The 26339-nt window shown below is 62.2% G+C and carries 25 protein-coding genes; 4 read left to right on the top strand and 21 right to left on the bottom strand.

What is annotated here, in order from left to right:
- Window positions 1–10 precede the first annotated feature (10 nt).
- The 7 genes from AB1286_RS01805 to AB1286_RS01775 all read right to left on the bottom strand — a co-directional run bounded on the left by AB1286_RS01805 (window position 11) and on the right by AB1286_RS01775 (window position 10972).
- A complete protein-coding gene (locus AB1286_RS01805) occupies window positions 11–1705 on the bottom strand; it encodes a SpoVR family protein (protein WP_430361652.1) in 1695 nt (564 codons plus the stop codon).
- On the bottom strand, window positions 1702–2970 hold the full coding sequence (locus AB1286_RS01800) for a YeaH/YhbH family protein (protein WP_430361651.1): 1269 nt from the start codon (window positions 2968–2970) through the stop codon (window positions 1702–1704). The genes AB1286_RS01805 and AB1286_RS01800 overlap by 4 nt, the downstream gene beginning before the upstream one ends.
- Window positions 2971–3136: 166 nt before the next feature.
- Window positions 3137–5059, bottom strand: coding sequence for a PrkA family serine protein kinase (locus AB1286_RS01795; protein ID WP_430361650.1), 1923 nt, complete (start codon window positions 5057–5059; stop codon window positions 3137–3139).
- A gap of 742 nt (window positions 5060–5801) precedes the next feature.
- Window positions 5802–7712, bottom strand: coding sequence for a methyl-accepting chemotaxis protein (locus AB1286_RS01790; RefSeq protein WP_430361649.1), 1911 nt, complete (start codon window positions 7710–7712; stop codon window positions 5802–5804).
- Between the two features lie 262 nt (window positions 7713–7974).
- Window positions 7975–9003 (bottom strand): LacI family DNA-binding transcriptional regulator, encoded by a 1029-nt coding sequence (locus AB1286_RS01785; RefSeq protein WP_430361648.1) that lies wholly within the window; start codon window positions 9001–9003, stop codon window positions 7975–7977.
- 461 nt (window positions 9004–9464) lie between these two features.
- A complete protein-coding gene (locus AB1286_RS01780) occupies window positions 9465–10436 on the bottom strand; it encodes a sugar ABC transporter substrate-binding protein (RefSeq protein WP_430361647.1) in 972 nt (323 codons plus the stop codon).
- A 257-nt stretch (window positions 10437–10693) separates the two neighbouring features.
- Window positions 10694–10972 carry a hypothetical protein gene (locus tag AB1286_RS01775; RefSeq protein WP_430361646.1) on the bottom strand — a complete coding sequence of 93 codons (279 nt, stop codon included), beginning with the start codon at window positions 10970–10972 and terminating at the stop codon, window positions 10694–10696.
- A gap of 359 nt (window positions 10973–11331) precedes the next feature.
- Here AB1286_RS01775 and AB1286_RS01770 point away from each other — a divergent pair, with 359 nt between their 5' ends.
- Window positions 11332–11775 carry a hypothetical protein gene (locus tag AB1286_RS01770; protein WP_430361645.1) on the top strand — a complete coding sequence of 148 codons (444 nt, stop codon included), beginning with the start codon at window positions 11332–11334 and terminating at the stop codon, window positions 11773–11775.
- A 141-nt stretch (window positions 11776–11916) separates the two neighbouring features.
- On the top strand, window positions 11917–12516 hold the full coding sequence (locus AB1286_RS01765; protein ID WP_430361644.1) for a BPSL1445 family SYLF domain-containing lipoprotein: 600 nt from the start codon (window positions 11917–11919) through the stop codon (window positions 12514–12516).
- A 91-nt stretch (window positions 12517–12607) separates the two neighbouring features.
- Here AB1286_RS01765 and AB1286_RS01760 read toward each other — a convergent pair whose 3' ends face one another.
- From AB1286_RS01760 to mltG, 9 genes are all read right to left on the bottom strand, one after another.
- A complete protein-coding gene (locus tag AB1286_RS01760) occupies window positions 12608–13693 on the bottom strand; it encodes a glycosyltransferase family 4 protein (protein WP_430361643.1) in 1086 nt (361 codons plus the stop codon).
- Window positions 13694–13870: 177 nt separating this feature from the next.
- Window positions 13871–15268, bottom strand: coding sequence for an alpha,alpha-trehalose-phosphate synthase (UDP-forming) (gene otsA, locus AB1286_RS01755; protein ID WP_430361642.1), 1398 nt, complete (start codon window positions 15266–15268; stop codon window positions 13871–13873).
- A gap of 69 nt (window positions 15269–15337) precedes the next feature.
- A complete protein-coding gene (locus AB1286_RS01750) occupies window positions 15338–15715 on the bottom strand; it encodes a Rap1a/Tai family immunity protein (protein ID WP_430361641.1) in 378 nt (125 codons plus the stop codon).
- 69 nt (window positions 15716–15784) lie between these two features.
- A complete protein-coding gene (locus tag AB1286_RS01745; RefSeq protein ID WP_430364958.1) occupies window positions 15785–16522 on the bottom strand; it encodes an ankyrin repeat domain-containing protein in 738 nt (245 codons plus the stop codon).
- A 47-nt stretch (window positions 16523–16569) separates the two neighbouring features.
- Window positions 16570–17361, bottom strand: a complete 792-nt coding sequence (locus tag AB1286_RS01740) for a TatD family hydrolase (protein WP_430361640.1) — start codon at window positions 17359–17361, stop codon at window positions 16570–16572.
- A gap of 53 nt (window positions 17362–17414) precedes the next feature.
- A complete protein-coding gene (locus AB1286_RS01735; RefSeq protein WP_430361639.1) occupies window positions 17415–17945 on the bottom strand; it encodes an N-acetyltransferase family protein in 531 nt (176 codons plus the stop codon).
- 69 nt (window positions 17946–18014) lie between these two features.
- Window positions 18015–19040: a DNA polymerase III subunit delta' gene (locus AB1286_RS01730; protein WP_430361638.1), complete on the bottom strand. Its 1026-nt coding sequence runs from the start codon at window positions 19038–19040 to the stop codon at window positions 18015–18017.
- A 52-nt stretch (window positions 19041–19092) separates the two neighbouring features.
- Window positions 19093–19713: a dTMP kinase gene (tmk, locus tag AB1286_RS01725; RefSeq protein WP_430361637.1), complete on the bottom strand. Its 621-nt coding sequence runs from the start codon at window positions 19711–19713 to the stop codon at window positions 19093–19095.
- A complete protein-coding gene (mltG, locus tag AB1286_RS01720) occupies window positions 19714–20730 on the bottom strand; it encodes an endolytic transglycosylase MltG (RefSeq protein ID WP_430364957.1) in 1017 nt (338 codons plus the stop codon).
- A gap of 78 nt (window positions 20731–20808) precedes the next feature.
- On the opposite strand from mltG, the gene AB1286_RS01715 reads away from it, so the two are divergent.
- Together AB1286_RS01715 and AB1286_RS01710 are read left to right on the top strand one after the other, a co-directional pair.
- The gene (locus AB1286_RS01715) at window positions 20809–21861 is read left to right on the top strand and encodes a YgfZ/GcvT domain-containing protein (protein ID WP_430361636.1); all 1053 of its coding nucleotides are present in this window, start codon (window positions 20809–20811) and stop codon (window positions 21859–21861) included.
- Between the two features lie 162 nt (window positions 21862–22023).
- Window positions 22024–22851 carry an NRDE family protein gene (locus tag AB1286_RS01710; protein ID WP_430361635.1) on the top strand — a complete coding sequence of 276 codons (828 nt, stop codon included), beginning with the start codon at window positions 22024–22026 and terminating at the stop codon, window positions 22849–22851.
- Window positions 22852–22953: 102 nt separating this feature from the next.
- On the opposite strand, the gene AB1286_RS01705 is transcribed toward AB1286_RS01710, so the two are convergent.
- From AB1286_RS01705 to AB1286_RS01685, 5 genes are all read right to left on the bottom strand, one after another.
- Complete coding sequence (locus AB1286_RS01705; protein ID WP_430361634.1) at window positions 22954–23382, bottom strand: GNAT family N-acetyltransferase; 429 nt, start codon at window positions 23380–23382, stop codon at window positions 22954–22956.
- A 64-nt stretch (window positions 23383–23446) separates the two neighbouring features.
- A complete protein-coding gene (locus AB1286_RS01700) occupies window positions 23447–24307 on the bottom strand; it encodes an SDR family oxidoreductase (RefSeq protein ID WP_430361633.1) in 861 nt (286 codons plus the stop codon).
- A gap of 50 nt (window positions 24308–24357) precedes the next feature.
- Window positions 24358–25356 carry an NADP-dependent oxidoreductase gene (locus AB1286_RS01695; protein ID WP_430361632.1) on the bottom strand — a complete coding sequence of 333 codons (999 nt, stop codon included), beginning with the start codon at window positions 25354–25356 and terminating at the stop codon, window positions 24358–24360.
- A 67-nt stretch (window positions 25357–25423) separates the two neighbouring features.
- Window positions 25424–25927 carry a PaaI family thioesterase gene (locus tag AB1286_RS01690; RefSeq protein ID WP_430364956.1) on the bottom strand — a complete coding sequence of 168 codons (504 nt, stop codon included), beginning with the start codon at window positions 25925–25927 and terminating at the stop codon, window positions 25424–25426.
- Between the two features lie 36 nt (window positions 25928–25963).
- A complete protein-coding gene (locus tag AB1286_RS01685; RefSeq protein ID WP_430361631.1) occupies window positions 25964–26266 on the bottom strand; it encodes a Dabb family protein in 303 nt (100 codons plus the stop codon).
- Window positions 26267–26339 lie beyond the last annotated feature (73 nt).

The following is a 26339-nucleotide window of genomic DNA, read 5'->3' as shown; positions in this document are numbered from 1 at the left end:
CTTGTCCTCGCTACAGTCGTACCGCCGGCGGCGTATAGCGGCAGTCGTAGCGCTTCCTAACCGTGCCGTTTTCGTCGACGCTCTCAAGGTAGACGTCGAACTGCCACAGCCTCGCCATATGCTTGAGGACTTCGTCGCTATCGCCGGCTAGATGCCGGTTCTCGCTCATGAAGTGCCGCAGCGTGAGGCTGCGATCGCCCCGCGTATTGACCGACCAGACCTGGATGTTCGGCTCGCGATGATGCATGTCGTACTGACGCGAGAGCGATTGCCGCACGTGTTGATAGCCGCTGTCGTCGTGAATGGCAGAGACTTCGAGCGCGTCGCGCGTATCGTCGTCGAGCACCGAAAACAAACGCATATCGCGAATCAGATGCGGCGACAGATATTGCGCGATGAAGCTCTCGTCCTTGAAGTTGCGCATCGCGTAGTGCAGCGTTTGCAGCCAAGGCGTGCCCGCGATGTCCGGGAACCAGCGGCGATCCTCTTCCGTCGGCGCTTCGCAAATCCGACGGATGTCGCTCATCATCGAAAAACCGAGGGCGTACGGGTTCATCCCGCTGTAGTACGGCTTGGTGACCGGCGGCTGATAGATGACGTTGCTGTGCGAATGCAAGAACTCCATCATGAACCCGTCTTCAAGCAGCCCTTGATGGTAGAGCGTATTCAGTAGCGTGTAATGCCAGAACGTCGCCCAGCCTTCGTTCATCACCTGCGTTTGCCGCTGCGGATAGAAGTACTGGCCGATCTTTCGTACGATACGGATGACTTCCCGCTCCCAGGGCTCGAGCAGCGGTGCGTTCTTTTCCGCGAAATACAGCAAGTTTTCTTGCGGTTCGGGTGGGAAGCGCCCTTCTTCTTCTTCCGTCAGCGGCGTTTGGTGCGAGGGCAGCGTGCGCCAAAGCTCATTCACCTGCGATTGCAGGTACGCTTCGCGTTCACGGCGCAGCGCGGCCTCCTTGGCCAGCGACAGTTTTTGCGGCCGTTTGTAACGGTCCACGCCGTAATTCATCAATGCGTGGCACGAGTCGAGCAATTCCTCCACTCGATCCATGCCGTAACGCTCTTCGCACTCGGCGATGTAATTCTTGCCGTAGACGAGATAGTCGATGATCGCGTGCGCGTCCGTCCAAAGGCGGAACAGGTAGTTGCCCTTGAAGAACGAGTTGTGCCCATAGGCCGCATGGGCGATCACGAGCGCCTGCATCGTCATCGTGTTCTCTTCCATGAGATACGCGATGCACGGGTTCGAATTGATGACGATTTCGTAGGCGAGCCCCATTTGGCCTCGCCGGTAGCTCTTCTCGGTCGACAAGAAGTGTTTGCCGAACGACCAGTGCCGATAATTGACGGGCATGCCGACGGAAGCGTACGCATCCATCATCTGCTCGGCGCTGATGAGCTCGAGTTGGATCGGATACACATCGAGCTCGTATTGCTCGGCCACTCGCGCGATGTGCGTGTCGTACTCTTCGATCAACTCGAAGGTCCAATCGGACGGCCACGGTAACGGTCTGCGGTCGGCGACATTCATACGGGGTTCCCTTTGCGCCTGAACGGGAGGAAGTGCTTCGGCATGGCCTGGTGCTTCGGTGTCGGCTGGCTGCTCGGGTTTCGTCTGTTGCTCGCTGCGCGCGTGCGCGCCTTTGCGGCGGCGCTCCGGCTGGTAACCGCGCGACTCGTTATGCAAATGCTTAGTACTCATGAGGCCGCCACCTGCTTTTCGAACAGCTCCCGGAACACCGGATAGATATCGGCCGCGGCATCGACTTTCTTCATCGCCAGATGCGGTTCCGTCAGGGCTAGCTGCGCATACTCCAGCCACAGATTTTGCTCTTCGGGCGCGACTTGAATATAGGCGAAGTACCGCACCTTTGTCAGGATGTCATCCTGCAAGATACGGCGGCACTTGGGCGAGTCGTCGGTCCAGTTGTCACCGTCGGACGCCTGTGCTCCGTAAATATTCCATTCACTCGGCGAATAACGTTCGTTCTGGATCTTACGCATCAGTTCCAGCGCACTCGACACCACCGTCCCGCCGCTTTCCGTCGAATGAAAGAACGTGTCCTCGTCCACCTCTTCCGCACGCGTATGGTGACGGATGAAGACGACGTCGATCTTTTCGTAGTTACGCTTCAGGAACAAATAAAGCAAGATGAAAAACCGCTTCGCGAGATCCTTGCGCTGTTCGTCCATCGAGCCGGAGACATCCATCAAACAGAACATAACCGCCTGGCTCGACGGCTGAGGCTGTTTGACGCGATTGACGTAGCGCAGGTCGAACGGATCGATGAACGGGATGCGCCAGATGCGCCCGCGTAGGTGATGCAGCTCCTCTTCGAGGCGCTTCAATTCTTCGGTGTGATCGCCGGGCTCGGCTTGGAGCAACTCGTACTGCCGCTCGAGTTCATGCAACTGGTTGACGAGCGGCGCGCCGAGCGCGATGCGCCTGCCGAGCGCGCTGCGCAGCGAGCGCACGACGTCGATATTGTTGGGCGTTCCTTCCGCCGCCCAGCCCGCACGAATGTTCTTCCACGTGGGGACGGCCAGCAGATGCGTCTTCACGAGCCGCGGCAGTTCGAGGTCGTCGAAGAAGTACTGCATGAACTCGTCGCGGCTCAACTCGAAGACGAAATCGTCCTGGCCCTCGCCCTCGTTGCTCGCCTGGCTTCCGCCACCGCCACCACCGCCGTTCGGTCGCGGGATCTTGTCGCCGCGCACGTAATCCTCGTTTCCTGGGTGAACGAGTTCGCGGCGGCCGCCGGGGCCGTGGCGAAACTGAGGCTCCGCGATATCCTTGCGCGGAATCGTGATGCTCTGGGTGTTCTGAATGTCCTTGATACTGCGATCGCGCACCGCCTCAGATACGGCGCGCCGAATGTAGTTCTTTACGCGGCGCAAAAAACGCTCGCGATTCGCAATGCTCTTGTTCTTACCAGCCAGCCTGCGGTCGATGATTTGATGAAGCACATCCAGTCTCCCGCTTTAATTGCCGAAAGCGACACGGCGACTCCCGGCGCAGGCCGTATGCCCACACAGCGCGTCGCCCGCGCATGCCGCGCCGGAGAATCAGGCGCTCACGGGCGGCAAACCCGCGAGCGCTTGCCAGCGCTACGACTCGTCCCACTGCTCTCTTTTATGACGACTTGCGCACTCGCAGATACCAGTCGCACAGCAGACGTACCTGCTTCGGCGTGTAGCCCTTGGCGACCATGCGATTAACGAAGTCTTCGTGCTTGCGCTGCTCCTCAGCCGAACCCTTGGCATTGAACGAGATGACGGGCAGCAATTCCTCCGTGTTCGAGAACATCTTCTTTTCGATGACGACGCGCAACTTCTCGTAGCTGATCCAGGCCGGATTCTTCCCGCCGTTGGCAGCCCGGGCGCGCAACACGAAGTTCACGATTTCGTTGCGGAAATCCTTCGGATTGCTGATGCCCGCCGGCTTCTCGATCTTCTCCAGTTCGGCGTTCAGCGCTGCGCGATCGAAGCTTTCGCCCGTATCGTGATCGCGGAACTCCTGATCCTGGATCCAGAAGTCGGCATAGGTGACGTAACGATCGAAAATGTTCTGGCCGTACTCCGAATACGACTCGAGATACGCGGTCTGAATCTCCTTCCCGATGAACTCGGCATAGCGCGAAGCGAGCAGGTCCTTCACGAACGACAGATACTTCTGCTCCGTTTCGGGTGGGAATTGCTCGCGCTCGATCTGCTGCTCGAGCACATACATCAAGTGAACGGGATTCGCGGCCACCTCGCTCGTGTCGAAGTTGAAGACCCGCGACAGTATCTTGAAGGCGAACCGCGTCGACACCCCGGTCATGCCCTCGTCGACGCCCGCATAGTCGCGATACTCTTGATACGACTTTGCTTTCGGATCGGTGTCCTTCAGGTTCTCGCCGTCATAGACCTGCATCTTCGAGAAGAGGTTCGAATTTTCGGGCTCTTGCAAACGCGTAAGCGCCGAGAATTGCGCCATCATCTTCAACGTGCCCGGTGCGCAGACGGCTTGAGCGAGCGACGAATTGCGGATGAGCTTTTCGTAGATCTTGATCTCTTCCGAGACACGCAGGCAATACGGCACCTTGACCACGAAAATCCGGTCGAGCAATGCTTCGTTGTTGCGGTTGTTGCGGAATGCCTTCCATTCCGATTCGTTCGAGTGCGCGAGGATGATGCCGTCGAACGGAATTGCGCCGAACCCTTCCGTGCCTTTGAAGTTGCCTTCCTGGGTCGCCGTGAGCAAGGGGTGCAGCACCTTGATCGGCGCCTTGAACATTTCGACGAACTCGAGCAAGCCCTGATTGGCGAGGCACAGACCACCCGAATAGCTGTACGCGTCGGCGTCGTCTTGCGCGTACTGCTCCAGCTTGCGGATGTCCACCTTCCCGACGAGCGAGGAGATGTCCTGATTGTTCTCGTCGCCCGGCTCCGTCTTCGCGATACCGATCTGACGCAGTATCGACGGATAGCGGCGCACGACGCGGAACTTGCGGATATCGCCGTTGTACTCGTGCAGTCGCTTAACCGCCCACGGACTCAGGATGCTCTTCAAGTAGCGGCGCGGAATGCCGTATTGCTCTTCGAGGATCGGTCCGTCTTCCTCGTAATCGAAGAGCCCTAGCGGCGATTCGTTGACCGGAGAACCCTTGATCGCATAGAACGGTACACGCTCCATGAGCTGCTTGAGCCGTTCCGCGATCGACGACTTGCCGCCGCCTACCGGGCCGAGCAGATAAAGGATTTGCTTCTTCTCCTCGAGCCCTTGCGCGGCGTGACGGAAGTAGGCGACCACCTGCTCGATCACATCCTCCATCCCGTAGAACTCTCGGAACGCTGGGTAAACCTTGATGACCTTATTCGCGAATATTCGCGACAAGCGGGGGTCGTGGCGCGTGTCGATCTGTTCCGGCTCCCCGATCGCCGTCAACATGCGTTCGCTCGCCGACGCGTACGCGGCGGGATCGTTCTTGCAGAGCGCGAGATACTCTTCAAGCGAGAGTTCCTCCTCTCGGGTTTTCTCGAAGCGGTTCGCGAAGCTGCTGTAAATATCCATGCTACCTCCTCGCCGAAGTCTGCGGACGATGTCGTCTACTTGGTGGCTATACCGAAACGACCTCGCTCGAATTCATCCTAAACCCTTTTAAATTTTTTTTCACGACCTACGTGTCGCTGTGCACTACACGTGTGCCCTAACTTGGATATGCGGGCGCACTAGCCTACAATCTTCATCCTGCTTCTCGCTCGCCCCCCGTTGCGACATGCTCGCGAGCAGGTCCTCGTTCTCGCCGCACTCCCCTCGTCCCTGCAATCAACCTAGACCACACGAACACGCGCCGTGTGTCTCGTCGATATCGTCGTGTGCGCCAACGCTGCATCGCACGCACGCTTCTCACATACCGGCATCCGTTCTCACCGTCGTCGAGCGAGTTTCAGGCGGCTTGCTCGCCGGCGAAGCGCTACACGCCCATCGCCCCTTCGCACGTGCGATGCCTGACCACGCCGTAACCTTATGCTCTGCGCGCCGATTGCCCGCTCTTTACCCGTCGCTCTTCACCTGTATACGCACTGACAAGCGTTTCCGATGACGTCGGTGAACGCCGGTTACAAGTTATTTTTCGAATGGCCGCTACCTGGCGAACAACGACAATCCCGCCGTGCGGTACACGATGGTTGTAGCTTTTTAGGGGCAGAAAAGCGACGAGCCCGATCGTTCGGTATCGAAGCGATCGGGCTCGTGTGCGTCCGGAACCGGACGCGCTAGATCAAGATGGCGAAAGGGCCTTTAGCAGCGGACGTTAGAAGGTTTCCCAATCGTCGTCCGACGCCGCGGCCTTCGCGACGTTTGCCGTGGGGGCTTTGCGAACCGCGGCAGGCGCCGCCGCGGCGGAAGGTGTCGCGCTCTGGACCGTCGCGACAGGTTTCGCCTGAGCGTCGCGCTGAGCGTGGGACGACGTCGTTGCGGCCGGCGCGGATTTCGGCGTCGCCGACACGGTGGCAGGAGCCGCGCTCGAGGTGCTTGCGGGCGCAACGGCCAGACGTTTGGGCGCGGATACCGCCGGCGTGCGTGCCGAGCGCGCTATCGTGGGCTTCGCGGCAGGTTTGGATGCCGCCTTTGCCGGCACGCTCGCCTGCGCCGGCGCGGAACGCCACGTGGCGCCTTCGTCGGCCAGTTGGAAGACGCTCACGGCCGTGCGCAAGCGGTCGGCTTGCTCCTGCAACGAATGCGCGGCCGCCGAAGCTTGTTCGACGAGCGCGGCGTTTTGCTGCGTCACCTCATCCATTTGCGAAACGGCGCGCGCGACCTCGCCGATACCGCCGCTTTGCTCTTCCGAGGCCGCGGCAATCTCACCCATGATGTCCGTCACACGCTGCACCGCGGCGATGATTTCCTCCATCGTGCGTCCCGCTTCGCCCACGAGTGCCGATCCCGAGCGTACGCGGTCGACCGACGTATCGATCAACGTCTTGATCTCCTTGGCCGCGCCCGAGGAGCGTTGCGCCAGCGCGCGCACCTCGCCGGCCACGACCGCGAATCCGCGGCCTTGTTCGCCGGCGCGAGCGGCTTCCACGGCCGCGTTCAACGCAAGGATGTTGGTTTGGAACGCAATCCCTTCGATGATCGTGATGATATCGGCGATTTTGGCGGAACTGTCGTTGATCTCGCCCATCGTACCCACGACCTGCCCCACGACCTCGTTACCCTTGTTGGCGATTTCCGATGCGTTGGCAGCCAGCGCACTGGCCTGGCGGGCGTTGTCGGCGTTTTGCCGCACCGTGCCGGTCAGTTGATCCATGCTGGAGGTGGTTTCCTGGAGCGATGCCGCTTGCTCTTCGGTGCGCGCCGACAAGTCGAGGTTGCCCGCCGCGATTTGCTTAGTCGCCGAGGCAATCGATTCGCTGCCACTGCGGACCGTACGCACCGTGTCGGTCAGGCTGCGTTGCATTTTTGCCAACCCTTCCAGCATGAGGCCCATTTCGTCGCGCCTGCGCACGACGACCGGACGCCGCAGATCGCCCGAGGCGATCGCATCGAAATAGGCAAGCGCCTCGGCCAGCGGCTTGGCAATCGCTGCGCGCAGCGTCAGGTAGGACACAAGCGCCGCCGCAAGCGCCGCGGCAAGCAAAACGAGCGTGACCACGCGGAACGTCTCGTAGGTCGATTGCGACGCCTCGAATTCGGTCTTCGCTTGCGAGAACTGCACTTGGCTCAACGCTTCGTCGCTTTTCGACATCGCGACAAAAGCGACTTGCAAACCGTCAGCAGTGCTAAGAATTTTGTCGTGATCGTTCGAATTGATCGCGTCGATATAAGTCGAAACAACCGAACGCAGCGCGTCACGTTTGGCGGCAACGTCTTGCGCGAGCCGGTCCTCCTCGGCATCGCGCGGCAATTGCAGATACTTCTTCCACCAATCCTCCGAACGAGCACGGAGTTCCGCGGCGCGGTCGACGTTCTTTTTCGTCTCATCGGCCTGGCCCGCGTGCATCGCCGCCCGGTCCAACGCTAGACGTTCGCGCGCGGCATAGCTTTCCGCCATTCCGATGGCCACCGCACTTGGCATCTGGTTCTGATAGATATCGCTTGTCGCTCGACTTGCCTGTCCCATACCGGACAAGCCGAGTACGCCGAGTGCCAGCAACAAGGCGGACAAAAACGCCATCGCGATGCCGATGCGCGTTTTGATCGATATACCGTTTTTAAGCATTAGAACTCCGTCCTCTCAGAACCAAAGGCTCGAGCGCACCGTTCATCGCACCCTGCGAGGGAAGCGCGCGCTCTGTCTAACGTTTACGGCCCTTCAGGAACGTAACTTGAGGAGAACTAATTGATAGGACAAATCGTGGGGCAGCCGCGAATAGTCCATATCAATGAAAACGGACTAGCAAGATGCGTTTTGGGTGCGGGACGGGATGGGCCGTCGAGGGAATGGCCGGCCCCTCGCGTCCTAGCGATGAGGGAGCCGGCGCTTAGGCGCAAAGCGCGGCGCTGACGGGGCCGGCAAAGACCGCTGTCGACTCGCGCAACACGAGCCGCGGCGTGATGACGCGTCGGCGCGTCGGGCCGCTCACGACGCCGGTGATGCGCTCGATCAGCATCTGCGCGGCAGCCTCGCCCAGCGTACGAACCGATTGACCCACCGTCGACAGTGCCGGGTAGGTGTAACTACTGAGTTCGATGTCGTCGAACCCGATGATCGAGCAGTGTTGGGGCACGCGAATCCCGCGTTCGGCTGCGACGCGAAGCGCGCCGATGCCCATCATGTCGTTGCAGGCGAAAATCGCCGTCGGCCGCACGGTATCGAACAACTGCCCGGCCGCCAGTTGACCGCCCTCACCCGAAAAATCGCTTTCCACGATCGCGCTGGGCTCGATGTCGATGCCGCGCTCGGTCATCGCCCGAATGAATCCATGCACGCGCATCGCGCTAACCGCGGTTGCCACGGGCCCCGTGATGCAACCGATACGTACGTGGCCCAGTTCGAGCAAGTGTCGCGTCGCCAGGTAGGCGCCGCGTTCGTGATCGATCTGAACGAGGTCCGCGGCAAGCCCCTCGATATTGCGGTCGACGACGACAAGCGGCTCGCGCGTATCTGTGAGGCTACTCGCGAGAACGGCGTCGTCTCCGGCGGAAGCGATGATCAGGCCGTCGATCCGCTTTTCCTGGAGGATTCGCAGATAGTTGCGTTGTTTTGCCGGATCGTCGTCGGAATTGCAAAAAAACATGCAATACCCTTGGCGCGCGCAACCATCTTCGATTCCGCGGGCCAATTCGGCGAAATACGGGTTCGTGCTGTTGGGCACGACGAGCCCGATCGTTGCCGTCGCCCGCGCTTTCAGCGACCGCGCGACCGCCGACGGCACGTAGTTCAATTGCGCGATCGCGCGCTCGACTTTCGTGCGCACGTCGGCCGACACCGGGCGCGTATTGTTGACCACGTGTGACACCGTGGTGAACGACACGCCGGCCATGGCCGCCACATCTTTGATCGTCGCCATTACCGATACTCTCTCGCTTGTTGTTGTGTGCGGGCCGAACGAGCCCCACAGCTACCCCATCCATCCGTTGATACTACCGATCCGCCGCGTTTCCCCGCGCGGTGCCCGGATCGGCCACTTCGCGACGCACTTTTTACGCCACACTTGCCTCAGCCTATCGATGCCCGCGCGCTTTACCGCGAATTCGTTCGCCCCGATTGCAACCGGTTGCGGCCGAAGACTGCGCGCAGGGATACCGCGTGAGCCGAGCGTGTGACGACAAGAGCGAGCACGAACCCGGCGCAACGCCGAGCAAGACGATGAACGGCTCGATGCGCCGGCCCAACGTCCCTTAGCCACTATGACGCTTATGTCGGAGGATAACGGCACCGGCGTGAGCTTTCTTGAGCGCGCCGGTTCGATCCGCACGCAGCGGCGCGGCGCCGGCGCAATACCGGGCGCGCCGTTCGCGGCTGCGGCAACTACTTCGAAGCCTTCGTGACGAGGTCGACGGGCGTTTCGACAACCTGCGATAGCTCCGATTGTTTCTTATGCTCTTCGATTGCCTTGAGCGCGGTGTCGATGCCGAATACGGCTTGCTTCGCCGCGTACTGATTGGCGGTCGCGAGCACGCGGCCATCCTTGAGCATCGGCTTGATGGCGTCGATGTCGTCGTAACCGACCACGAGCACCTTGCCTTGCTTGCCGGCCGCGCGTATGGCCGATACGGCGCCGATCGCCATATTGTCGTTACCGCAGAGCAACGCCTTGATGTTCGGATATTGATTGAGCATCGCCGATGAAATCGCGTTGCCCTTGTCGATTTCCCACTCGCCGGATTGAGTCGAGTCGACCTTCGCGCCGACCTTTTGCATCGCGTCCTTGAAGCCGGCGGTGCGCTGCTGGGCGTTCGTCGTCGTGGAGACGCCTTCGACGATGCCCACTTCGTCGCCTGCTTTCAACTTCTTGGCCAGGTAGTCGCCGACTTTTTCGGCGCCTTTGCGATTGTCGGGACCGACGAACGGCACGTTCAACCCTTTGGACTTGACGACGTCCGGGTCGAGTCGGTTGTCGATATTGACCACGATGATGCCCGCATCCACCGCCTTCTTCACAACCGGCACCAGCGCCTTCGAGTCGGCCGGTGCGAGCACGATCGCATCGACGTGGCTGTCGATCATCTGCTCGACGATATTGATCTGAGCCGCCGTGTCGGTTTCGTTCTTGATGCCGTTGGTGATGAGATCGAACTTCGAGGCGTTGTGTTGTTGATAGTCCTTGGCGCCATTTTCCATCGTCAGAAAGAACTCGTTCGCGAGCGACTTCATCACGAGCGCGACCTTCGGTTTCGTGGCGCCTACGGCCAGCGCGTCGCTCGATGCAAACGGTGCGAGGCTTGTGCAGGCGAGCGCTGCGACGGCGACAAGCATACGGCGACGGGTGCGGTGCAGCATAAGGTTCTCCTTTCTTATTCGGCCCGAGGGGAGCCGTGATTTTTCGATTCGAACGCCGGCGAGAATTACCGCGGCGCGTCATCGCTTTGCACGACGAACGGCCGCGTTCCCCGCGATGAACCGGGGATCGCCTATGCTGGACCCATCTTCGCGAACGCGCAAGGAGATGCGCCGTCCCGATCGACGCGCCGCGGCGGACCCTACGCGAAACGCTTGGGTACGCTCCTCACACGAATTCGTTTATGTCGCCGATGACGCTAATGCTCGAGCGAGGCGCCGTCGACCTTGCCGTCGATAATGTCGCGCGCGTATTGCACGCCGATGCGATGCGCTTGAAGTTGGTCGTCGAGCGGCGCGTGTTCGGGAACGCCGAACATCTCCGGCTTGGCTCGGTCACCGCTCGCCTTGCGCGTGATCGTCACGACAATGTCGAATCTGCGCGGCGCGTCGTCCGATTGATCCGGCTCCTTCGCGCGCCGAAGCGCCTGCACCCCGATCGCAAAACCCTTGTATTGCTCGGAAAACGGTACGGCCATGACTGACGCTCCATCGATAGAAAGACTGTCTGTCCCGCGCCAACCGCTGCGGTGTGAGTTGACCTTTGACGGTCATACCAATGAACGCAAAAGGCGTTCCCTTTATCGCGTCGAACGCTAGCGCGCTTGCCCGGTGGCGCGCGCTTTCGTCGAAGATCCGAAATGCCGGGAAGTTTGAAGAAATTACCGGTCGGCGCCGCGATACGCCGCGCGCTCGGCCTATCTACCTGTTATTAGGAGCGACGATTCGTCGCATTTCTTCTATGATGGCTGCCAGGACGGCCCGCTAGAACCCCTATGACATAAGCCATCGGGCCACCGTCTCGTCGTGGATGCGTGAGTGCATTGCGGAGGCATAAATGGCATGGAGACATAACCGCTGGGTAAGACGTTGGCTCGTCGTCATCGTCTTTTGGGCAGTCCCGGTGGCGATCGTCGCGGTACGCGAGATTCAGGACGAAATGTCGTACAACATCGTCGATCTCGACCGCGCGCTGACGACTTGGCAACTGACCGACGCTCAACGCGCCGCGGGCGACGCTGCGCGCTGTCGCGGCAAACCGGACGACGCGCGCGCGGCCGGCTGCCCTGCCGCCGTTCTCGCGGCGAACGCGCCGCGTCAGCACGATGCCCTCGCCGAATATGCGCTGCGGCGCCGCACCCTCTTTCTCTACCTCTGGCATGCGTTCGTCGGCTACTGGATCGTTCCCGCCGCGTTTATTTTTGCCGTCGGGGTTCTCATTGCGGGCATTCGGCGCGCGCTGCGACGCCCGCCGGTCGTCAAGCGCACGGTCCAGCATTGAGCCGCCTCGCACCGTATTATGCAAATTCGGGCCGGGCCCTGGCATGGACCGTGCTCGGCTCTCCTTGCGTTGTGTGACATCACGCTTCGTCCGAACCCGCCGTCGAGCGGTTTGACCGACGGAACATAACGGAGAGAGTCCATGCAGAAACAAACCTTGATGCGCGCGGCGGCAGCCGCCGTCGTGGTCGGCGCATTTGCCCTCGCCGGCTGCACCGCGACCACGAACAACGGCAACCCTGTCGGTTCGACACCCGGTAGCAATGCGTCGAAACGCCAGGAGATCAACTCGGGCGTCGATGCGACGCTCTCTCGCATGTATGCCCAAGTCCCAGGCTCGCGCGAGCTGGTGCAAAAGGCGCACGGCGTGCTCGTGTTCCCGAAGGTGCTGCAAGCCGGCTTCGTCGTGGGGGCGCAATACGGAGATGGCGCGTTGCGCGTAGGCGGCCAAACGGTAGGCTACTACAACACCGTCGCGGGCTCGTTTGGGCTCCAGGCGGGTGCCCAATCGAAGGCCGTCGTCTTCCTTTTCATGACGGACGATGCGTTGAACGCGTTCCGTGCGCGTGACGGCTGGTCGGCCGGCGGCGATGCTTCGGTTGCCGTGCTGAAGATGGGGGCGAACGGCGCCATCGATACGACGACGGCCACCAAGCCCGTCGAAGTCATCGTGATGACCAACGCGGGCCTCATGGGCGATCTCTCGCTCGAAGGGACCAAGATCACGCGGCTGAACATCTAACCCGCGATCCAGCGAAAATCGGCGCGCTACCCGAGGTAGCGCGCCGCGACATCTACCTTCAATATCGGCTTGGCGGCCGTGGCTCGTGCGCTTAGGCGCCCGTTGTGCCCGAGCTCGACGCCGAATCCACTACCTTGAAGCGCGATCGCTTCTGCGCCCGAATAACGGACTGGTAGGCCGCTACATACTGCCGCGCCATGTGATGCGACGTGAACCGCTCTTCGAAGCGTTGCCGCACGCGCGCTCGCGGCAGCGTATGCAAGCGGTTCACCGCCGCCACGGCGCTGATTTCGTCTTCGACGATGAAGCCCGACAATCCTTCGTCGACCACCTCGGGCACCGATCCGCGATTGAACGCGATGACCGGCGTGCCGCAGGCCATCGCCTCGATCATGACGAGCCCGAACGGCTCCGGCCAATCGACCGGAAAGAGCAGCGCGTGCGCGCCCGATAGGAAGCTCGCCTTTTGGTCGTCGGCAATCTCGCCGATGAACTCGACGTGCGGCAAATCGAACATCGGCTTGATCTCGCGCTCGAAATACTCGCGATCGGCCGAATCGATCTTGGCTGCGATCCGAATCGGCAACCCGCAGTGGGCGGCGATTCGAATAGCCGTGTCGACACGCTTTTCGGGCGAAATGCGACCGAGGAACGCGAGATACTTTTGCTCGACCGGCTGCGGCGTGTAAAGCGCTTCGGGCAGACCGTGGTAGACCGTCGTCAACCACTTTGCCTGCGGCATCGGATGGCGTTGGGCATTCGAAATCGAAATGACGGGCGCGGTATTGAACGTATCGAACACGGGCTGCTGCTCGGGCAAATCGAGACGCCCGTGCAGTGTCGTGACGAAGGGCGTGTCTTGCCGTTTGAAGAGCGAAAAGGAGTAGTAGTCCATGTGGAAATGCAGGACGTCGAACTCCTCGGCCCGGCGCCGCACGAGCTCCATGAGGAGCATGTGCGGTGCGATGCGATCGCGAATGGCGGGATCGAGCCGCAGCGCACGCGGCCATACCGCCTCGAGCTTCGCGCTCGTTTTCGAATCGCCGCTCGCGAAGAGGGTAACGTCATGCCCCAGGTCCACCAGTGCTTCGGTGATGTAGGAGACGACACGCTCGGTGCCGCCGTAAAGCTTTGGCGGCACCGATTCGGTCAACGGCGCGATCTGCGCAATTTTCATTCGATGGACTCCATGCAAGGGGACCTCTAGGGATGATTCTTCTTCATCCGGTCCGGCCGGTTACTCGGAGGCGCCGAGACGGCTTCGCTCGTCCAAACCCGCGAATGCGGCGCCATGGCTTCAATTATTCGGTACGACAGCCCCCGAAACCGCGCTTCTTTCATTTGCTGCGCGTTGTTACAGTCGCGAAACAGGCTTCTGCACGCCCCGCAAATCGGCCAAAAACGTATCGCGCCACACGCCTAAATCGTTGCGTCTGAGCACGGCCATATTGACTTCGTGACGTTGCTTACGCTCCTCGAGCGGCATCGATAGCGCGCGTTCGAGGGCTTCCGACATCCCGACGATATCGTGCGGATTGACGATCAAGGCGGCGCACAGCTCGGCGGCCGCGCCGGCGAATTCCGACAGCACGAGCACGCCCGGATCGTCGGGATTCTGAGCCGCGACGTATTCCTTCGCGACGAGATTCATCCCGTCGCGCAGCGGCGTGACGAAACCGACTTGCGACTCGCGGCACATCGACATCAACTGCGAGCGGGCGAAGCGCTGATTCAGATATCGAATCGGCGTGTAATCGAGGCCGGAGTACCGGCCGTTGATGCGCCCCGCCTCGTATTCGAGGTTTTGCCGGATTTGCTGGTAGCTTTCGACGTCGGCTCGGGTCGGCGGCGCGACTTGAACGAACGTGACGTTGCCGCGCCATTGGGGCGCGTGTTCGAGCAATTGCTCGAACGCACGGAATCGCTCGATGAGGCCCTTCGAATAGTCGAGGCGATCGACGCTCATGATGAGCTTGCGGCCCTCGAGACTATGTTTGAGTTCCAGCACCTGCTGACGGCTCTCGTTGCGCTCCGCCTCGGCTGCGATTTGATCGGGAAATACGCCGATACGATAGACGCCCGTACGCAACCGGCGCCCGTAGCATTGGACTTCGCCGTCCGCGCTGACCGTGCCGCCGGCGTGCCGTTGCACGTAGTCGTGAAACGCGCGGAGATCCGTGTCGGTTTGGAAGCCGAGCAAATCGTAGCAGCAGAGCGACTTGACGAGCTCCTGGTGCGGCGGCACGTTGAGCAGTATCTGCGGCGACGGAAACGGCGTATGCAGGAAAAAACCGATCCGATTGGTGACGCCCTCGCGCCGCAACGCCTCGGCGAACGGAATCAGGTGGTAATCGTGCACCCAGACGATATCGTCGGGCTCGATCAGTTTGACGAGCTTATGCGCGAGCCAGGCGTTGACGCGGCGGTACCCCGCATACTCCTCGCGCTCGTAGCCCGCGAGATCGTTGCGGTAGTGAAAGACCGGCCACAACGTCGCGTTCGAAAAGCCGCGGTAGTACTGATCGTAATCGCGCCGCGTCAGGCCGATCGTCGCGAACGTGACGGCGCCCTCGGGCTTGAGCGTCGGTCCGGCGTTGGCTACCGCTTCACTGACGACATCGCCGCTCCACCCGAACCAGACGCCGCCCATGTCCTTGAGCGCGCTGTAGATGCCGACGGCAAGTCCGCCCGCCGAGCCCTTCGTTTCGGTGGGTGTCGCGACACGATTCGATACGGCGATGAGTCGACCCATAGTGATGGCGTTCAGTTCGAAAGATAGTTCGATCGTTCGGTACCGCGCTGCCCGCGGCGCGTTAGTCCTTCATTCGCCCTTGCACGGAAATGCCTTCTCGAGGCCCAGCGAGACGGCCGTACTGGCGTTGTACTCGGCCGTGTCCGGGTTCTCGGCGACGTAGCGGCGGATCGCGTCCACCAGGCGTTGCGAATCGACGCGTTCGGGCAGGCAGAAGTATTGGCCTACGCGCGGGCCGGTCGTCCCGCCGATCGCATCGATCGTATTGAACACGCCGTCAGCGGCCCCCTTGATATAGGCAACGCAGGCGGTGCGCGAAATCGCGTCGGTCTGGGTGCACAGCCGATGCAGGTCGCCGGCCGTGAACTTGCCTCCCCCCAGCGTAACCGCCGCCATCGCGGCGACCGGCATGGCAAACGCGCCGACGCATATCAATGCCCGCAACATAATCTTCCTTTTCTCCGAGCGGTGAACGGGTACGACTGGCCCGGCGCATGCGTCCGGGCCAAAAAACGATCATTTTGCACCGTTTTGGGCCGGAGCAGACGCACCGACCGCACCGGATGCCGCCGCGGCTTCCCGGGCGTACATGTCTTCCATGGCTACGGTCACGTCTTTCGCGTGGTAGCGCTTGGCAAAATCGAGCGCGGTCAGGCCGAGTTGATTCTTCACACGTGAATCGGCGCCGCCGTCGAGCAAGACCTTGACGGTGGACAGGTGGTTGCCGCGCGCGGCCATCATGAGCGGCGTCGTGCCGTTCGGCGAGCCAGCGTCGATATATGCCGAGTTATCGAGGAGGATCTTCACGATATCGTCGTGGCCGTTCGAGGCAGCGTAGTGCAGCGGCGCCCAGCCTTGCTTGTTGACCTCGGCGCCCTTCTCGATCAGCGCTTTCACGAGATCCGCGTCGCCGTTGAGCGCCGCGAGCATCATCGCGTTTTCGCCCGCCGAGTCGAGCTTTTCGATATCGGTCTTCGAATCGGCCATCAAGGCTTTGGCCACCTTGTCCGATTTCTCGCGCGCCGCGAGCACGATCAAGGGCATGCCGTGCGGGTCCGTTGCGTTGGGATCCGCGCCCTGCTTGAGCGCCTTTTGCACGGCATCGACGTCGTCGAACTTGACGGCTTTGATGAGCGAGTCGAGACCGGAGGCGTGCGCGGTCAATGCCGCCGATGCGAGGACGCCCGCGCACACGAGCGCGAGGCGATGCATGAGGCGTCGGGAAACGGTCGAGAGCGACGGATCGTTATGCATGTTCAACTGGTCTTCCTTTGTTTTGTCGTATTAGAGGGGGCGTTCGTTCAAGGGGCATCCGGCGTTGGGATGCCGAACAAACGGAAGAAATTTTGCGTCGTCGCGGCACCGAGGTCGGCATCCGACAGGCCCCGCGCCTGGGCAATGAAGCGTCCGACATAACTTACGTACGCAGGTTCATTAGGCTTGCCCCGATACGGCGCTGGCGCCAGGTACGGCGAATCCGTTTCGATCAGCAGCCGGTCGAGCGGCACGCGGCGTGCCACGTCTTGGACATCCGTCGCGCTCTTGAACGTGACGATGCCGGAAAGCGAAATGTAAAAATTCTGCGCCAGCGCGCGTTCGGCGACGGGCCACGGCTCCGTAAAGCAGTGCATGACGCCGCCCGGGACATGAGCTTGCTCCTCCTCCATGATCCGCAACGTGTCCTCGCTCGATGCACGGGTATGCACGATAAGCGGCTTCATGACCGCTTTGGCCGCGCGGATATGCGTGCGAAAACGCTCGCGTTGCCACTCCATATCGGCGATCGAGCGCCCCTCTAGGCGGTAATAGTCAAGGCCCGTCTCGCCGATCGCGACGACCTTCGGATGCGCCGCCAGCTCGATCAGCTCGGCGAGCGTCGGTTCGCGCGCGTCCTCATGGTCGGGGTGCACCCCCACCGAGGCGTACACGTTCTCGTGAGCCGACGCCACGGCAAGCACGCTCGGCAGCGTTTCGAAGTCGACGCTGACGCACAGCGCATGCGTCACGTCGTGCGAACGCATGTTCTCGAGCACCTGCGGCAGGCGCTCGACGAGCCCCTCGAAATTGATGTGGCAATGCGAATCGACGAACATCTTATTCCTTACACCTTCGTTCAGATGGTTTGGCAACAGGCGCCGGAAAACGTTTAAGCGGACGACTCGCCGACGCGAAGCCCGAGAATGACCAGGTCGCGCTCGATACCGTCGAGCACGGCCACGCGCGGCAGCAACCCCCAATCGTGGAATCCGCAGCGCCTGAACAGCGCGAGGCTTGCCGCGTTGTGCCCGAAAATGAAGCCCAGCAAGGTATCGATGCCGAGCGACGGCGCAGCATCGAGCGCGGCTGCCAAAAGGCGCGTGCCGAGGCCTTGCCCACGCGTGTTCTCGTCCAGATAGATGCTGACCTCGGCCGTGCGCGCGTACGCGGGACGGCCGTAGAAATCCGAAAAGCTGAGCCACGCCACGATGCGCTTGGCATCCGCGCCGCCTGGCGCTTGCCCCTCCACCACCCAAAGCGGCCGTTTGTTCGGCCCGTGCGCCTCGAACCAGGGCAAACGGCTCTCCACGGTGACAGGCGTGAGGTCGGCCGTTACCGTCCGAGACGGAATCGTCGAGTTGTAGATGGCGACGATCTCGGGCAAATCGTCGAGTGTCGCATCGCGGTAACTGACATGCATGACTCGGACTCTCTCGGTTGAACTCGGCAAACAAAAACAAGGCATATCGCAGGGTGATCGGCGCGACGCCTAAACGAACAAATCTCGATACCCGAGAAACAGCGCTTCGAAGACGAGCCGTGCGTTGAGCGGATGGTTTTCGACGGCACGCTCCCGCGTGACCGCTTTCATGAAGCGGGCGAACGCGTTTGCGTCGATGCGCGTCGCGCAGCGCTCCAACTCGCGCTGCGCGGACGGGAAATACCTTGGCTGCTGCGCGGCGCGTTGCGCAACGAGATCGTAGAGCCAACGTTGCAGCCAACCGAGCACGACGGGGACCGGCAGCTTTTGCAGTGCTTCGGCGCACGCGAAGGCGTCGCATTCGGGGCCTGCCGCCAATTGCTTGAGGGTGAAGTCCCGTAACGGCCGGTTCTCGTCGGCGGCCAGCGCCAATGCGGCAAGCGGCGCACCGCCGGCTTCGGCCAGCAAAGCGGCCGGATCGGGCACGCTTTGCTCCGCGAGCCATGCGCGTGCCTGCTCGGGCGACGGCGTCGACATCGGCCATTGCCGGCAGCGGCTGATGATCGTCGGAAGCAACCGGTCGATCCGCGCCGACACGAGCAGAAACACGACGCCGGACGGCGGTTCCTCGAGCGTCTTGAGCAGCGCGTTGGCGGACGCCGCGTTCAGCGCATCGGCCGGATAGACGAGCACGACCCGCGCGCCGCCCCGGTGCGCGCCGATTCCGCAGAAATCGAGCAGCGCCCGCACTTGCTCGATCTTGATTTCCTTGCTTGGTGCACGCGTCTTCTTGCCTTCCTCACCGTCCGCTTTGTCGTCCGCCGGTGCCGCTCCGATGGCATCGCCGGCTAGCGCTTCGGGGAGGATGGCCCGGTAGTCGGGATGGTTGCCTTGAACGAACCAATTGCATGCGGCGCACTGGCCGCACGGTTCGCCGTTCGAGGTCGGCGCTTCGCACAACATGCCCTGCGCCAAGTGTTGCGCGAAGCGCAGCTTGCCGATGCCGGCTTGTCCGTAGAGCAGCAAGGCGTGCGGCCATTTCGCACGCATGCCTTGCAGGCGGTCCCAGTCATCGTGTTGCCACGGATAGATCATCGTCGAGCCCTCTTCTTCGTAGGAGCGATGGGTGCGCTGATTGCGGAAACGCTCATAGCGCGTCGATGACCTCGCCGAGCTGTTTGCGGATCTCCTCGATGCTCAGCGACGCGTCGACGACGGTAAAACGATACGGTGCCTCTTGCGCTCGGCGTAGATACTCCGCGCGCGTACGGGCGAAAAACGCCTCGGTCTCGCTTTCGAACTTGTCGGGCGAGCGCACAGCGCCGCGGCGTTCGCTCGCGGTTTCGGGCGGCAAGTCGAACAAGACCGTCAGGTCGGGCTGAAAGCCCCCTTGAACCCACCGTTCGAGCGTCTCGAGCTTATCGCGCGGCAAGCCGCGCCCGCCCCCTTGGTAGGCGAAGGTGGCGTCGGTGAAGCGATCGGATAATACCCAATCGCCGCGCGCGAGCGCCGGCTCGATGACTTGCGCCAGATGTTCGCGCCGCGCGGCGAACATTAACAGCGCCTCCGTCTCGAGATCCATACGCTCATGCAGCAGCAACTCCCGCAATGCTTCGCCAAGCGGCGTGCCGCCAGGCTCGCGCGTCGTGACGACGGCGCGTCCCGCGGCGGCGACCTTCTGCTCGAGGCGCTCCCGAAACCAGGCCAAATGCGTCGTCTTGCCCGCTCCGTCGATGCCTTCGAACGTGATGAACTTGCCTCGCGCCATTTATTCCTGTCCTCGGATGTATTTGTCGACGGCGCGGTTGTGGGCGCCGAGCGTGTCTGAAAAGATACTGCTACCGTCGCCGCGCGAAACGAAATAAAGGGCGGCGGTGGGCGCCGGATTCAGGGCCGCTTGCAGCGATGCCACGCCGGGTAGCGCGATCGGCGTGGGCGGCAAACCGCGGCGCGTGTAGGTGTTATACGGCGTATCTTGCTGCAAATCGCGTTTGCTCAAGCGCCCGCCGTAGCTCTCGCCCAACCCGTAAATGACGGCCGGGTCTGTCTGTAACGGCATGCCGATGCGCAACCGGTTGGCAAAGACCGCCGATACGAGCGGACGATCGCTCGCCTTGCCGGTTTCTTTTTCGATGAGCGAGGCCACCGTCAGCGCCTCATAGGGCGTGCGGTACGGCAGGCCCGGCGCCCGGGCAGCCCAAGCGGCGGTCAAGCGCTGTTGCATCAGCTTATAGGCCCGCCGGTAGACGTTCACGTCGCTCGTTCCTTTGTCGAACAAGTAGGTGTCGGGGAAAAACAAGCCCTCGGCGCTTGTCTCAGGCGAATCGCTGGCGCCGATAGCGGCCAGCAACTGTGCGTCGTTCATTCCCGCGGTATCGTGCTTGAGCGCCGGATTGGCGTCGAACTCGGCTCGCATGTGCTTGAACGTCCAGCCCTCGATGACCGTGACGACCGATTCGTTCACGTCGCCCAGCGCCAGCTTTTGCAGGACGACGTACGGGGTGACCCCGGTGCGGAACTCGTAATTGCCCGACTTTAGACGGCTTTCCAGACCCAGCAGCCGCGTCATGATGACGAACGGCTGCGGCTCCACCGGGATGCCGCCGCGATTCAATTGCGCCGCGACACCGCGCACGGTGCTGCGGGGTTGAATCGTCACGTCGACTGTGGCGGCCGGCAGCGCCAGCGGACGGGTGGCCCAGTAGTAGCCGCCCACGGCGGCAAGCAGGCTAAGCAAAACGGCAACGACTACCCCGAAGGCGAGGCATTTCTTCAGCAAGGTCATGCGAAACAAGGCTAGGGAGGACCCCATATAATACTTGTTCGCCTAAGCCGAAGTCAGGATTGACTAGTCACGAATTCCATGAACGATCAGAACGCTCCCGTGTCCCCCTGTGCCGGCCCGTCCCAGGCACCGTCGCACCCCGCTGCCGCCGAGTTCGAAGCGGTCCTGTCGCACGGCGCCTTCATGCCGCTCGATCAGTTCGGCGTGATCGACGCGGTAGGCGACGAGGCGGCAAGTTTTCTCCATGGCCAACTCACGAACGACGTTCAGCATCTGGACGCCGCGAGCGCGCGCCTGGCCGGCTACTGCTCGCCCAAGGGGCGGCTGCTGGCCTCGATGCTGATTTGGCGCGCGGCCGACACGATCCGCCTGCTGGTCTCGAAGGAGTTGACCGCGCCCGTGCAAAAGCGGCTGTCGATGTTCGTGCTGCGCGCGAAGGCGAAGCTTGCCGACGCGAGCGATTCCGTTGCGGTAGTTGGCTTTGCCGGCGACGTACGCGCGCCGCTCGCCAAGTTGTTCGACGCGTTGCCGGACGGCGTGCACGTGCATGTTGCCGGGCCCGCCGGGTCGCTCATTCGGGTACCCGATGCCGCTTCCCGGCCACGATACCTTTGGATCGGACCGAAGGCGCTCGTTCAGGAGCGGTTAGCCGGGCTCGACGCCGAACTCACGCGGGTTTCGCCCGGGGTCTGGGACTGGCTTGACATTCACGCCGGCGAGCCCCGCATTACGCAGGGTGTGGTCGAGCAGTTCGTGCCGCAGATGGTCAACTTCGATGTGCTGGAGGCCATCAACTTCCGCAAGGGCTGCTACCCTGGGCAAGAGGTCGTCGCGCGCAGTCAATATCGCGGGACGATCAAGCGGCGCATGACGCTCGCGAGTGTGGCCGGCGGCACGGCCGAGGCTGCGGACAAGTCGGTGAATCCCGGTACGGAGCTGTTCCATTCCGATGATCCGGGGCAACCGTGCGGCATGATCGTGAACGCGGCCACGTCGCCTAAGGGCGGGTTCGATGTGCTGGCCGAAATCAAGCTGGCTGCACTAGAAGGTGGAAGCGTCCACGTTGGCTCGGCCGACGGACCGCAGCTCGCGTTCCAACCGCTGCCGTATGCGTTGCCGAGCGAAGTCTGAGCGTATCGGCGGCCAATTCGGCTCACCGGGGGCGTTGAGCGGACGAAAGTATCGCTCGCCGGTGGGCCGACCGCTCGCGCGGCACTGCGGCATTCGGGCGTCGAATCAGGGCCGACTTACCCTCAATCCTCCGGCCAACGTCACCTTCGCCCCTACCTACCCATGTGCTTGATCGTATTCGATTGGCGTCCTAACGCCGAGACTGGCGCCCTCCTCACGCTTACCGCCAATCGCGACGAGTTTTTCGCGCGTGCCAGCGCGCCCCTCGATTGGTGGGACGACGCCCCAAGCGTACTGGCCGGACGCGACCTAGTGGGCGCGGGCACTTGGCTCGGGCTCTCGCGCGACGGACGCTTCGCCGCGCTAACGAATCATCGCGACCCGCGTGCCTTCCGCACCGACGCGCCCACGCGCGGTGCGCTCGTCGCCGATTACCTGACGGGGCCGCACCGTGCGCCGCTCGATTATCTGGACGACATTGCGAAGCGAGGCGCGGCGTATAACGGCTTCAATGTGATCGTCGGCGACTTCGCGCGGCGCGAACTCGGCTGGTACTGCAATCGCGCCGACACGGCCCCTTGCCTCTTGCCGGCGGGCGTACACGGCATCTCGAACGCCGTGCTCGACACCCCTTGGCCTAAGCTCGTCCGTAAGCGGGCCGAGCTTGGCGCGCTGGTCGACGGTGACGATGCCCCGGGACTCGATACGCTCATCGAGCTGATGCGCGATCCCCGTGTCGCCGCCGACGAAGCCCTGCCATCGACCGGGATCAGTCTCGAACGCGAGCGCGCACTATCGGCCGCCTTCATCGAAACGCCCGATTACGGCACACGCGGCACAACGGCGTTACGTGTCTTTACGCGCGACACGGTACTCGGCGCGGATATGGCGGAGCGCAGCGACGACGACGGCTCGCACCGGATCGTACGCCCGGGCTCCTACGAACGCCGCTTCGCATTCGACTTCGCGATCTCCGGGCAGCCCGTCTAGCGAGCGCTACTCGCCTATCGGCGCAATGCTCGAAGTACTCCGTCTGCCCACGACCCTCGATGCGGCGTCGACATTGTCGGCCACGGGCCGCTAGCTAATCGCTCATTTTCCCAACTGTCGAACCATTTCGATATGCTCGACGCCGGCCTCGTAGAACGGCTCGCCCACCGTCGAAAACCGATGCCGGAGGTAAAATGGAACCGCATCGCGCTGCGCGTAGAGCCGTACGCATTCGTCGCCACGCTCGGTCGCACAAACCAGTAGCGCTTCGAGGATCTTCGACCCTACTCCGGCGCTGCGCTCGTGTGGCAGGACCGCGAGCCGCCCGATCGCTCCATCGGGCAGCAAACGAGCCGCCGCGATGGCATCGCCCTCCCGATAGGCAACCACATGCACCGCGGCAAGATCGGCTTCGTCCGATATCAACGGGGCCTCGATGCCCAACTCGCGCACGAACACGGCCTCGCGCACACATGCGGCGTCTTTGCCGAGCCCATGCCAATCGCCCGCCCGAAGCGTTAAATCCTGCATCGAAATCTCCTTGTATATATCGAGCCCGGCGCGTGTCGCGCCGGTATCTAACGAGTCAAACGTCTCAGACACTGCCGTCGGGGCGGAGCGAAGGATCGCTCGGGGCCCGCATCTGCTCGATATCCTCGTGGCGAGTCCGGACGCTTGCCATGATCGCCGGGTGCGTGATGACATAGAACCGATCCGAGCGCACCGCATCGAACGTCGCCTCGGCGATATCGGTCGCGGCGAGCCGGCCCGAACGTACGGCTTTGCGAATCTCCTTGCTCGCGAGCACCTGCGACGCCGACGGCGGCGCTTCGTTGCGCCAGCGCGCGGGTCTCGAGCGCTCGGCTTGCGCGATGCCGGTGGGCACGAACGCCGGACACAGCAGCGAGCATCCGACCTTTGCGCCTGTGCGGCGAAGATCGTGATAGAGCGTTTCCGTCAGCGCGACCACAGCATGCTTGGACGCGTTGTAGATTCCCATCGCCGGCGGCGATACGAGGCCAGCGACCGACGCCGTATTGACGATATGAGCGGGCTCGTCTTGGTTCAGCATAATCGGCGTAAAGACGCGCACGCCATGAGCGACGCCCATCACGTTGACGCCGAACACCCACGACCAATCGTTCGCGCTCATCTCCCAAATAAAGCCGCTCGTGCCCACACCGGCATTGTTGAACAGCAGATGCACTTTGCCGTAGGCATCGAGCGTACGTTGCGCCAACGCTTCGACGGCCGCACCGTCGGAGACGTCGGTCGGCACCGCGATCGCGTCCGCTCCCACTGCGGTAAGCGACTCTACGACATCCCCAAGCGCATCGCCGTCGATATCGGCCAACACGAGCTTCATTCCGAGTTCTGCGCCCTTTTGCGCGAATGCGCGGCCGAACCCGCTCGCGGCGCCGGTTATGACGGCGACCTTGCCGTCGAATTGTTCCATGCCTCCTCCTTAACTTGGATACGGCCGCCCGCGCCAAGCCGATCCAATCGTTAGGCGATCTTCACTAATTGCTTGCCGAAGTTCTGGCCGTGCAGCAAGCCTATCAATGCCTCGGGCGCACGCTCGAGGCCATCGGCGACGCACTCGCGGAATTTCAGTTTCTTTTGGGCGACGAGGCGAGTCAGCGCGCCTAGCGCTTCGGGCCAGACGTCGAGGTGCTCGGTGACGATGAAGCCCTGCACGAGCAAACGCATCGTCAAAATGATCGACGGTTGTTTGAGCGGGACCGGTTGCCCGTCGTAGCCCGCGATCATGCCGCATAGCGCGATACGGCCGAACGGATTCATCCGCGAGAGCGTCGCATCGAAGCTTTCCCCGCCGACGTTTTCGAAATAGCCGTCCACACCGTCAGGCGTTGCCGCCTTCAGAGCCGGGTATAAGTTGCCCGCTTTATAGTCGACGCAGGCATCGAAACCGAGTTCTTCAACGACATAGCGGCACTTCTGTTCGCCGCCCGCGATGCCGACCGCCCGGCATCCCGCCAGCTTGGCCAACTGCCCGACGACACTGCCGACGGCTCCGCTGGCCGCGCTGACGACGATCGTTTGGCCGGACTGCGGCGCGATAATCTTGTTCAACCCGTACCAAGCCGTCACGCCCGGCATACCGGCTACGCCCAAATATGCCGTGAGCGGCACGAGCGCATCGTCGACCTTGCGCACGCCCACGCCGTCGGACGTATCGTAATCTTGCCAACCGAACATGCCCGTTACTTTGTCGCCCACGACGAAGCTCGGATGCTTCGATTCGACGACCTCGCCCACGGTGGCCCCGATCATGACATCTCCGATCGCAAGCGGCTCGGCGTACGACTTGGCGTCGTTCATCCGGCCGCGCATATACGGATCGATAGACAAGTAGTGATTGCGGACACGAAACTGGCCGTCGCCCAACGTCGCGAGCGGCGTTTGCTCGAGCCGGAAGTTATCGGGGGAAACGGCTGTTTGCGGGCGCGAGGCCAGCACGATGCGGCGATTCATTTGGGTCATGGCGATTTTTCTCTCCGATTCGCGAATGGGCGGGAAAACGGCGACGAAAACGCAGAGCCCCGAGCGATCAGCCGTCGCTCGGACCGGGCTGGGTGCCGGGCGGCCGGCGCCTTCTTTGCTCGACGACTTCGCGGCCAACCGCGAGCCGCCGCATGTACTTGAACGTGCCGAGCGCCTTGGCGACGAAGTTTCCGCTATCGTCGCGGACCTCGCCTTCGCAGTACGCCATAGTGCTCGAACGGTGCAGGACGCGGCCATAGGCGCGCAACTCGCCGCGACCCGGTTGCATGAAGTTGACTTTCATTTCGACGGTCACGACACCGACGCCGTCTTCGGTCAAGCTGCGTGCCGCGGTGGCGAGCGCAACGTCGGCAAGCGTCATCGTCACGCCGCCGTGCGCCACATTCCACGTGTTCATTTGCGCGTCGCTCAACGTAAGCGCGACCTCGCTTTCACCGTTCGCCGCGGCGATCAGACGAACGCCAAGGTGATCGACGAATGGGCTTTCGATCGTTCGGTCCTGCGCGCCCTGAACGGGTTGCGCGGCTTGCGATTTTTCTCGCTCCGACATCATGCCTTCGCTTCGTTCAGCGCGGTTGCGCAGCCGTCAAACTTCGAAGTCGACGCATTCGCGCGACTCACGTACGGCCACCACGAACTCCTTGATGGCTTCATGCTTGGGATGGACTTGGTACGCATCGAGCGCTGCTTTATCCGCGAAATCGGAAATCAGCACGACATCATAGGTCGAGTCGAGCCCCGGCGTGGCAAGACCGACTTCGATACGCAAGATGCCCGGTACGATATCGCGGCAACCGTCCAAGCGTTCCTTCAGCTTCGCCGCGTTTTCGGCACGGCTCGCGCCCAGCGCATTGTCCTTCAACTTCCACATGACGATGTGACGAATCACTTTGCTTAACTCCTCGACGCTTGGATGGCGATTGATTTGACCGACAGCGACGGATGATACTCGCTTCCCCCGA

Origin of the sequence: Trinickia sp. NRRL B-1857, from assembly GCF_050470685.1 — a bacterium.
Lineage (GTDB): Bacteria > Pseudomonadota > Gammaproteobacteria > Burkholderiales > Burkholderiaceae > Trinickia.
This window is presented reverse-complemented; position numbering and strand designations above follow the sequence as displayed.

Bases quoted from the DNA above. Each gene is read 5' to 3' on its own strand.
- AB1286_RS01805 (WP_430361652.1), bottom strand. From the start codon at position 1,705: ATGAGTACTAAGCATTTGCATAACGAGTCGCGCGGTTACCAGCCGGAG.
- AB1286_RS01795 (WP_430361650.1), bottom strand. From the start codon at position 5,059: ATGGATATTTACAGCAGCTTCGCGAACCGCTTCGAGAAAACCCGAGAG.
- AB1286_RS01790 (WP_430361649.1), bottom strand. From the start codon at position 7,712: ATGCTTAAAAACGGTATATCGATCAAAACGCGCATCGGCATCGCGATG.
- AB1286_RS01785 (WP_430361648.1), bottom strand. From the start codon at position 9,003: ATGGCGACGATCAAAGATGTGGCGGCCATGGCCGGCGTGTCGTTCACC.
- AB1286_RS01780 (WP_430361647.1), bottom strand. From the start codon at position 10,436: ATGCTGCACCGCACCCGTCGCCGTATGCTTGTCGCCGTCGCAGCGCTC.
- AB1286_RS01775 (WP_430361646.1), bottom strand. From the start codon at position 10,972: ATGGCCGTACCGTTTTCCGAGCAATACAAGGGTTTTGCGATCGGGGTG.
- AB1286_RS01770 (WP_430361645.1), top strand. From the start codon at position 11,332: ATGGCATGGAGACATAACCGCTGGGTAAGACGTTGGCTCGTCGTCATC.
- AB1286_RS01765 (WP_430361644.1), top strand. From the start codon at position 11,917: ATGCAGAAACAAACCTTGATGCGCGCGGCGGCAGCCGCCGTCGTGGTC.
- AB1286_RS01760 (WP_430361643.1), bottom strand. From the start codon at position 13,693: ATGAAAATTGCGCAGATCGCGCCGTTGACCGAATCGGTGCCGCCAAAG.
- otsA (WP_430361642.1), bottom strand. From the start codon at position 15,268: ATGGGTCGACTCATCGCCGTATCGAATCGTGTCGCGACACCCACCGAA.
- AB1286_RS01750 (WP_430361641.1), bottom strand. From the start codon at position 15,715: ATGTTGCGGGCATTGATATGCGTCGGCGCGTTTGCCATGCCGGTCGCC.
- AB1286_RS01745 (WP_430364958.1), bottom strand. From the start codon at position 16,522: ATGCATAACGATCCGTCGCTCTCGACCGTTTCCCGACGCCTCATGCAT.
- AB1286_RS01740 (WP_430361640.1), bottom strand. From the start codon at position 17,361: ATGTTCGTCGATTCGCATTGCCACATCAATTTCGAGGGGCTCGTCGAG.
- AB1286_RS01735 (WP_430361639.1), bottom strand. From the start codon at position 17,945: ATGCATGTCAGTTACCGCGATGCGACACTCGACGATTTGCCCGAGATC.
- AB1286_RS01730 (WP_430361638.1), bottom strand. From the start codon at position 19,040: ATGATCTATCCGTGGCAACACGATGACTGGGACCGCCTGCAAGGCATG.
- tmk (WP_430361637.1), bottom strand. From the start codon at position 19,713: ATGGCGCGAGGCAAGTTCATCACGTTCGAAGGCATCGACGGAGCGGGC.
- mltG (WP_430364957.1), bottom strand. From the start codon at position 20,730: ATGACCTTGCTGAAGAAATGCCTCGCCTTCGGGGTAGTCGTTGCCGTT.
- AB1286_RS01715 (WP_430361636.1), top strand. From the start codon at position 20,809: ATGAACGATCAGAACGCTCCCGTGTCCCCCTGTGCCGGCCCGTCCCAG.
- AB1286_RS01710 (WP_430361635.1), top strand. From the start codon at position 22,024: ATGTGCTTGATCGTATTCGATTGGCGTCCTAACGCCGAGACTGGCGCC.
- AB1286_RS01705 (WP_430361634.1), bottom strand. From the start codon at position 23,382: ATGCAGGATTTAACGCTTCGGGCGGGCGATTGGCATGGGCTCGGCAAA.
- AB1286_RS01700 (WP_430361633.1), bottom strand. From the start codon at position 24,307: ATGGAACAATTCGACGGCAAGGTCGCCGTCATAACCGGCGCCGCGAGC.
- AB1286_RS01695 (WP_430361632.1), bottom strand. From the start codon at position 25,356: ATGACCCAAATGAATCGCCGCATCGTGCTGGCCTCGCGCCCGCAAACA.
- AB1286_RS01690 (WP_430364956.1), bottom strand. From the start codon at position 25,927: ATGTCGGAGCGAGAAAAATCGCAAGCCGCGCAACCCGTTCAGGGCGCG.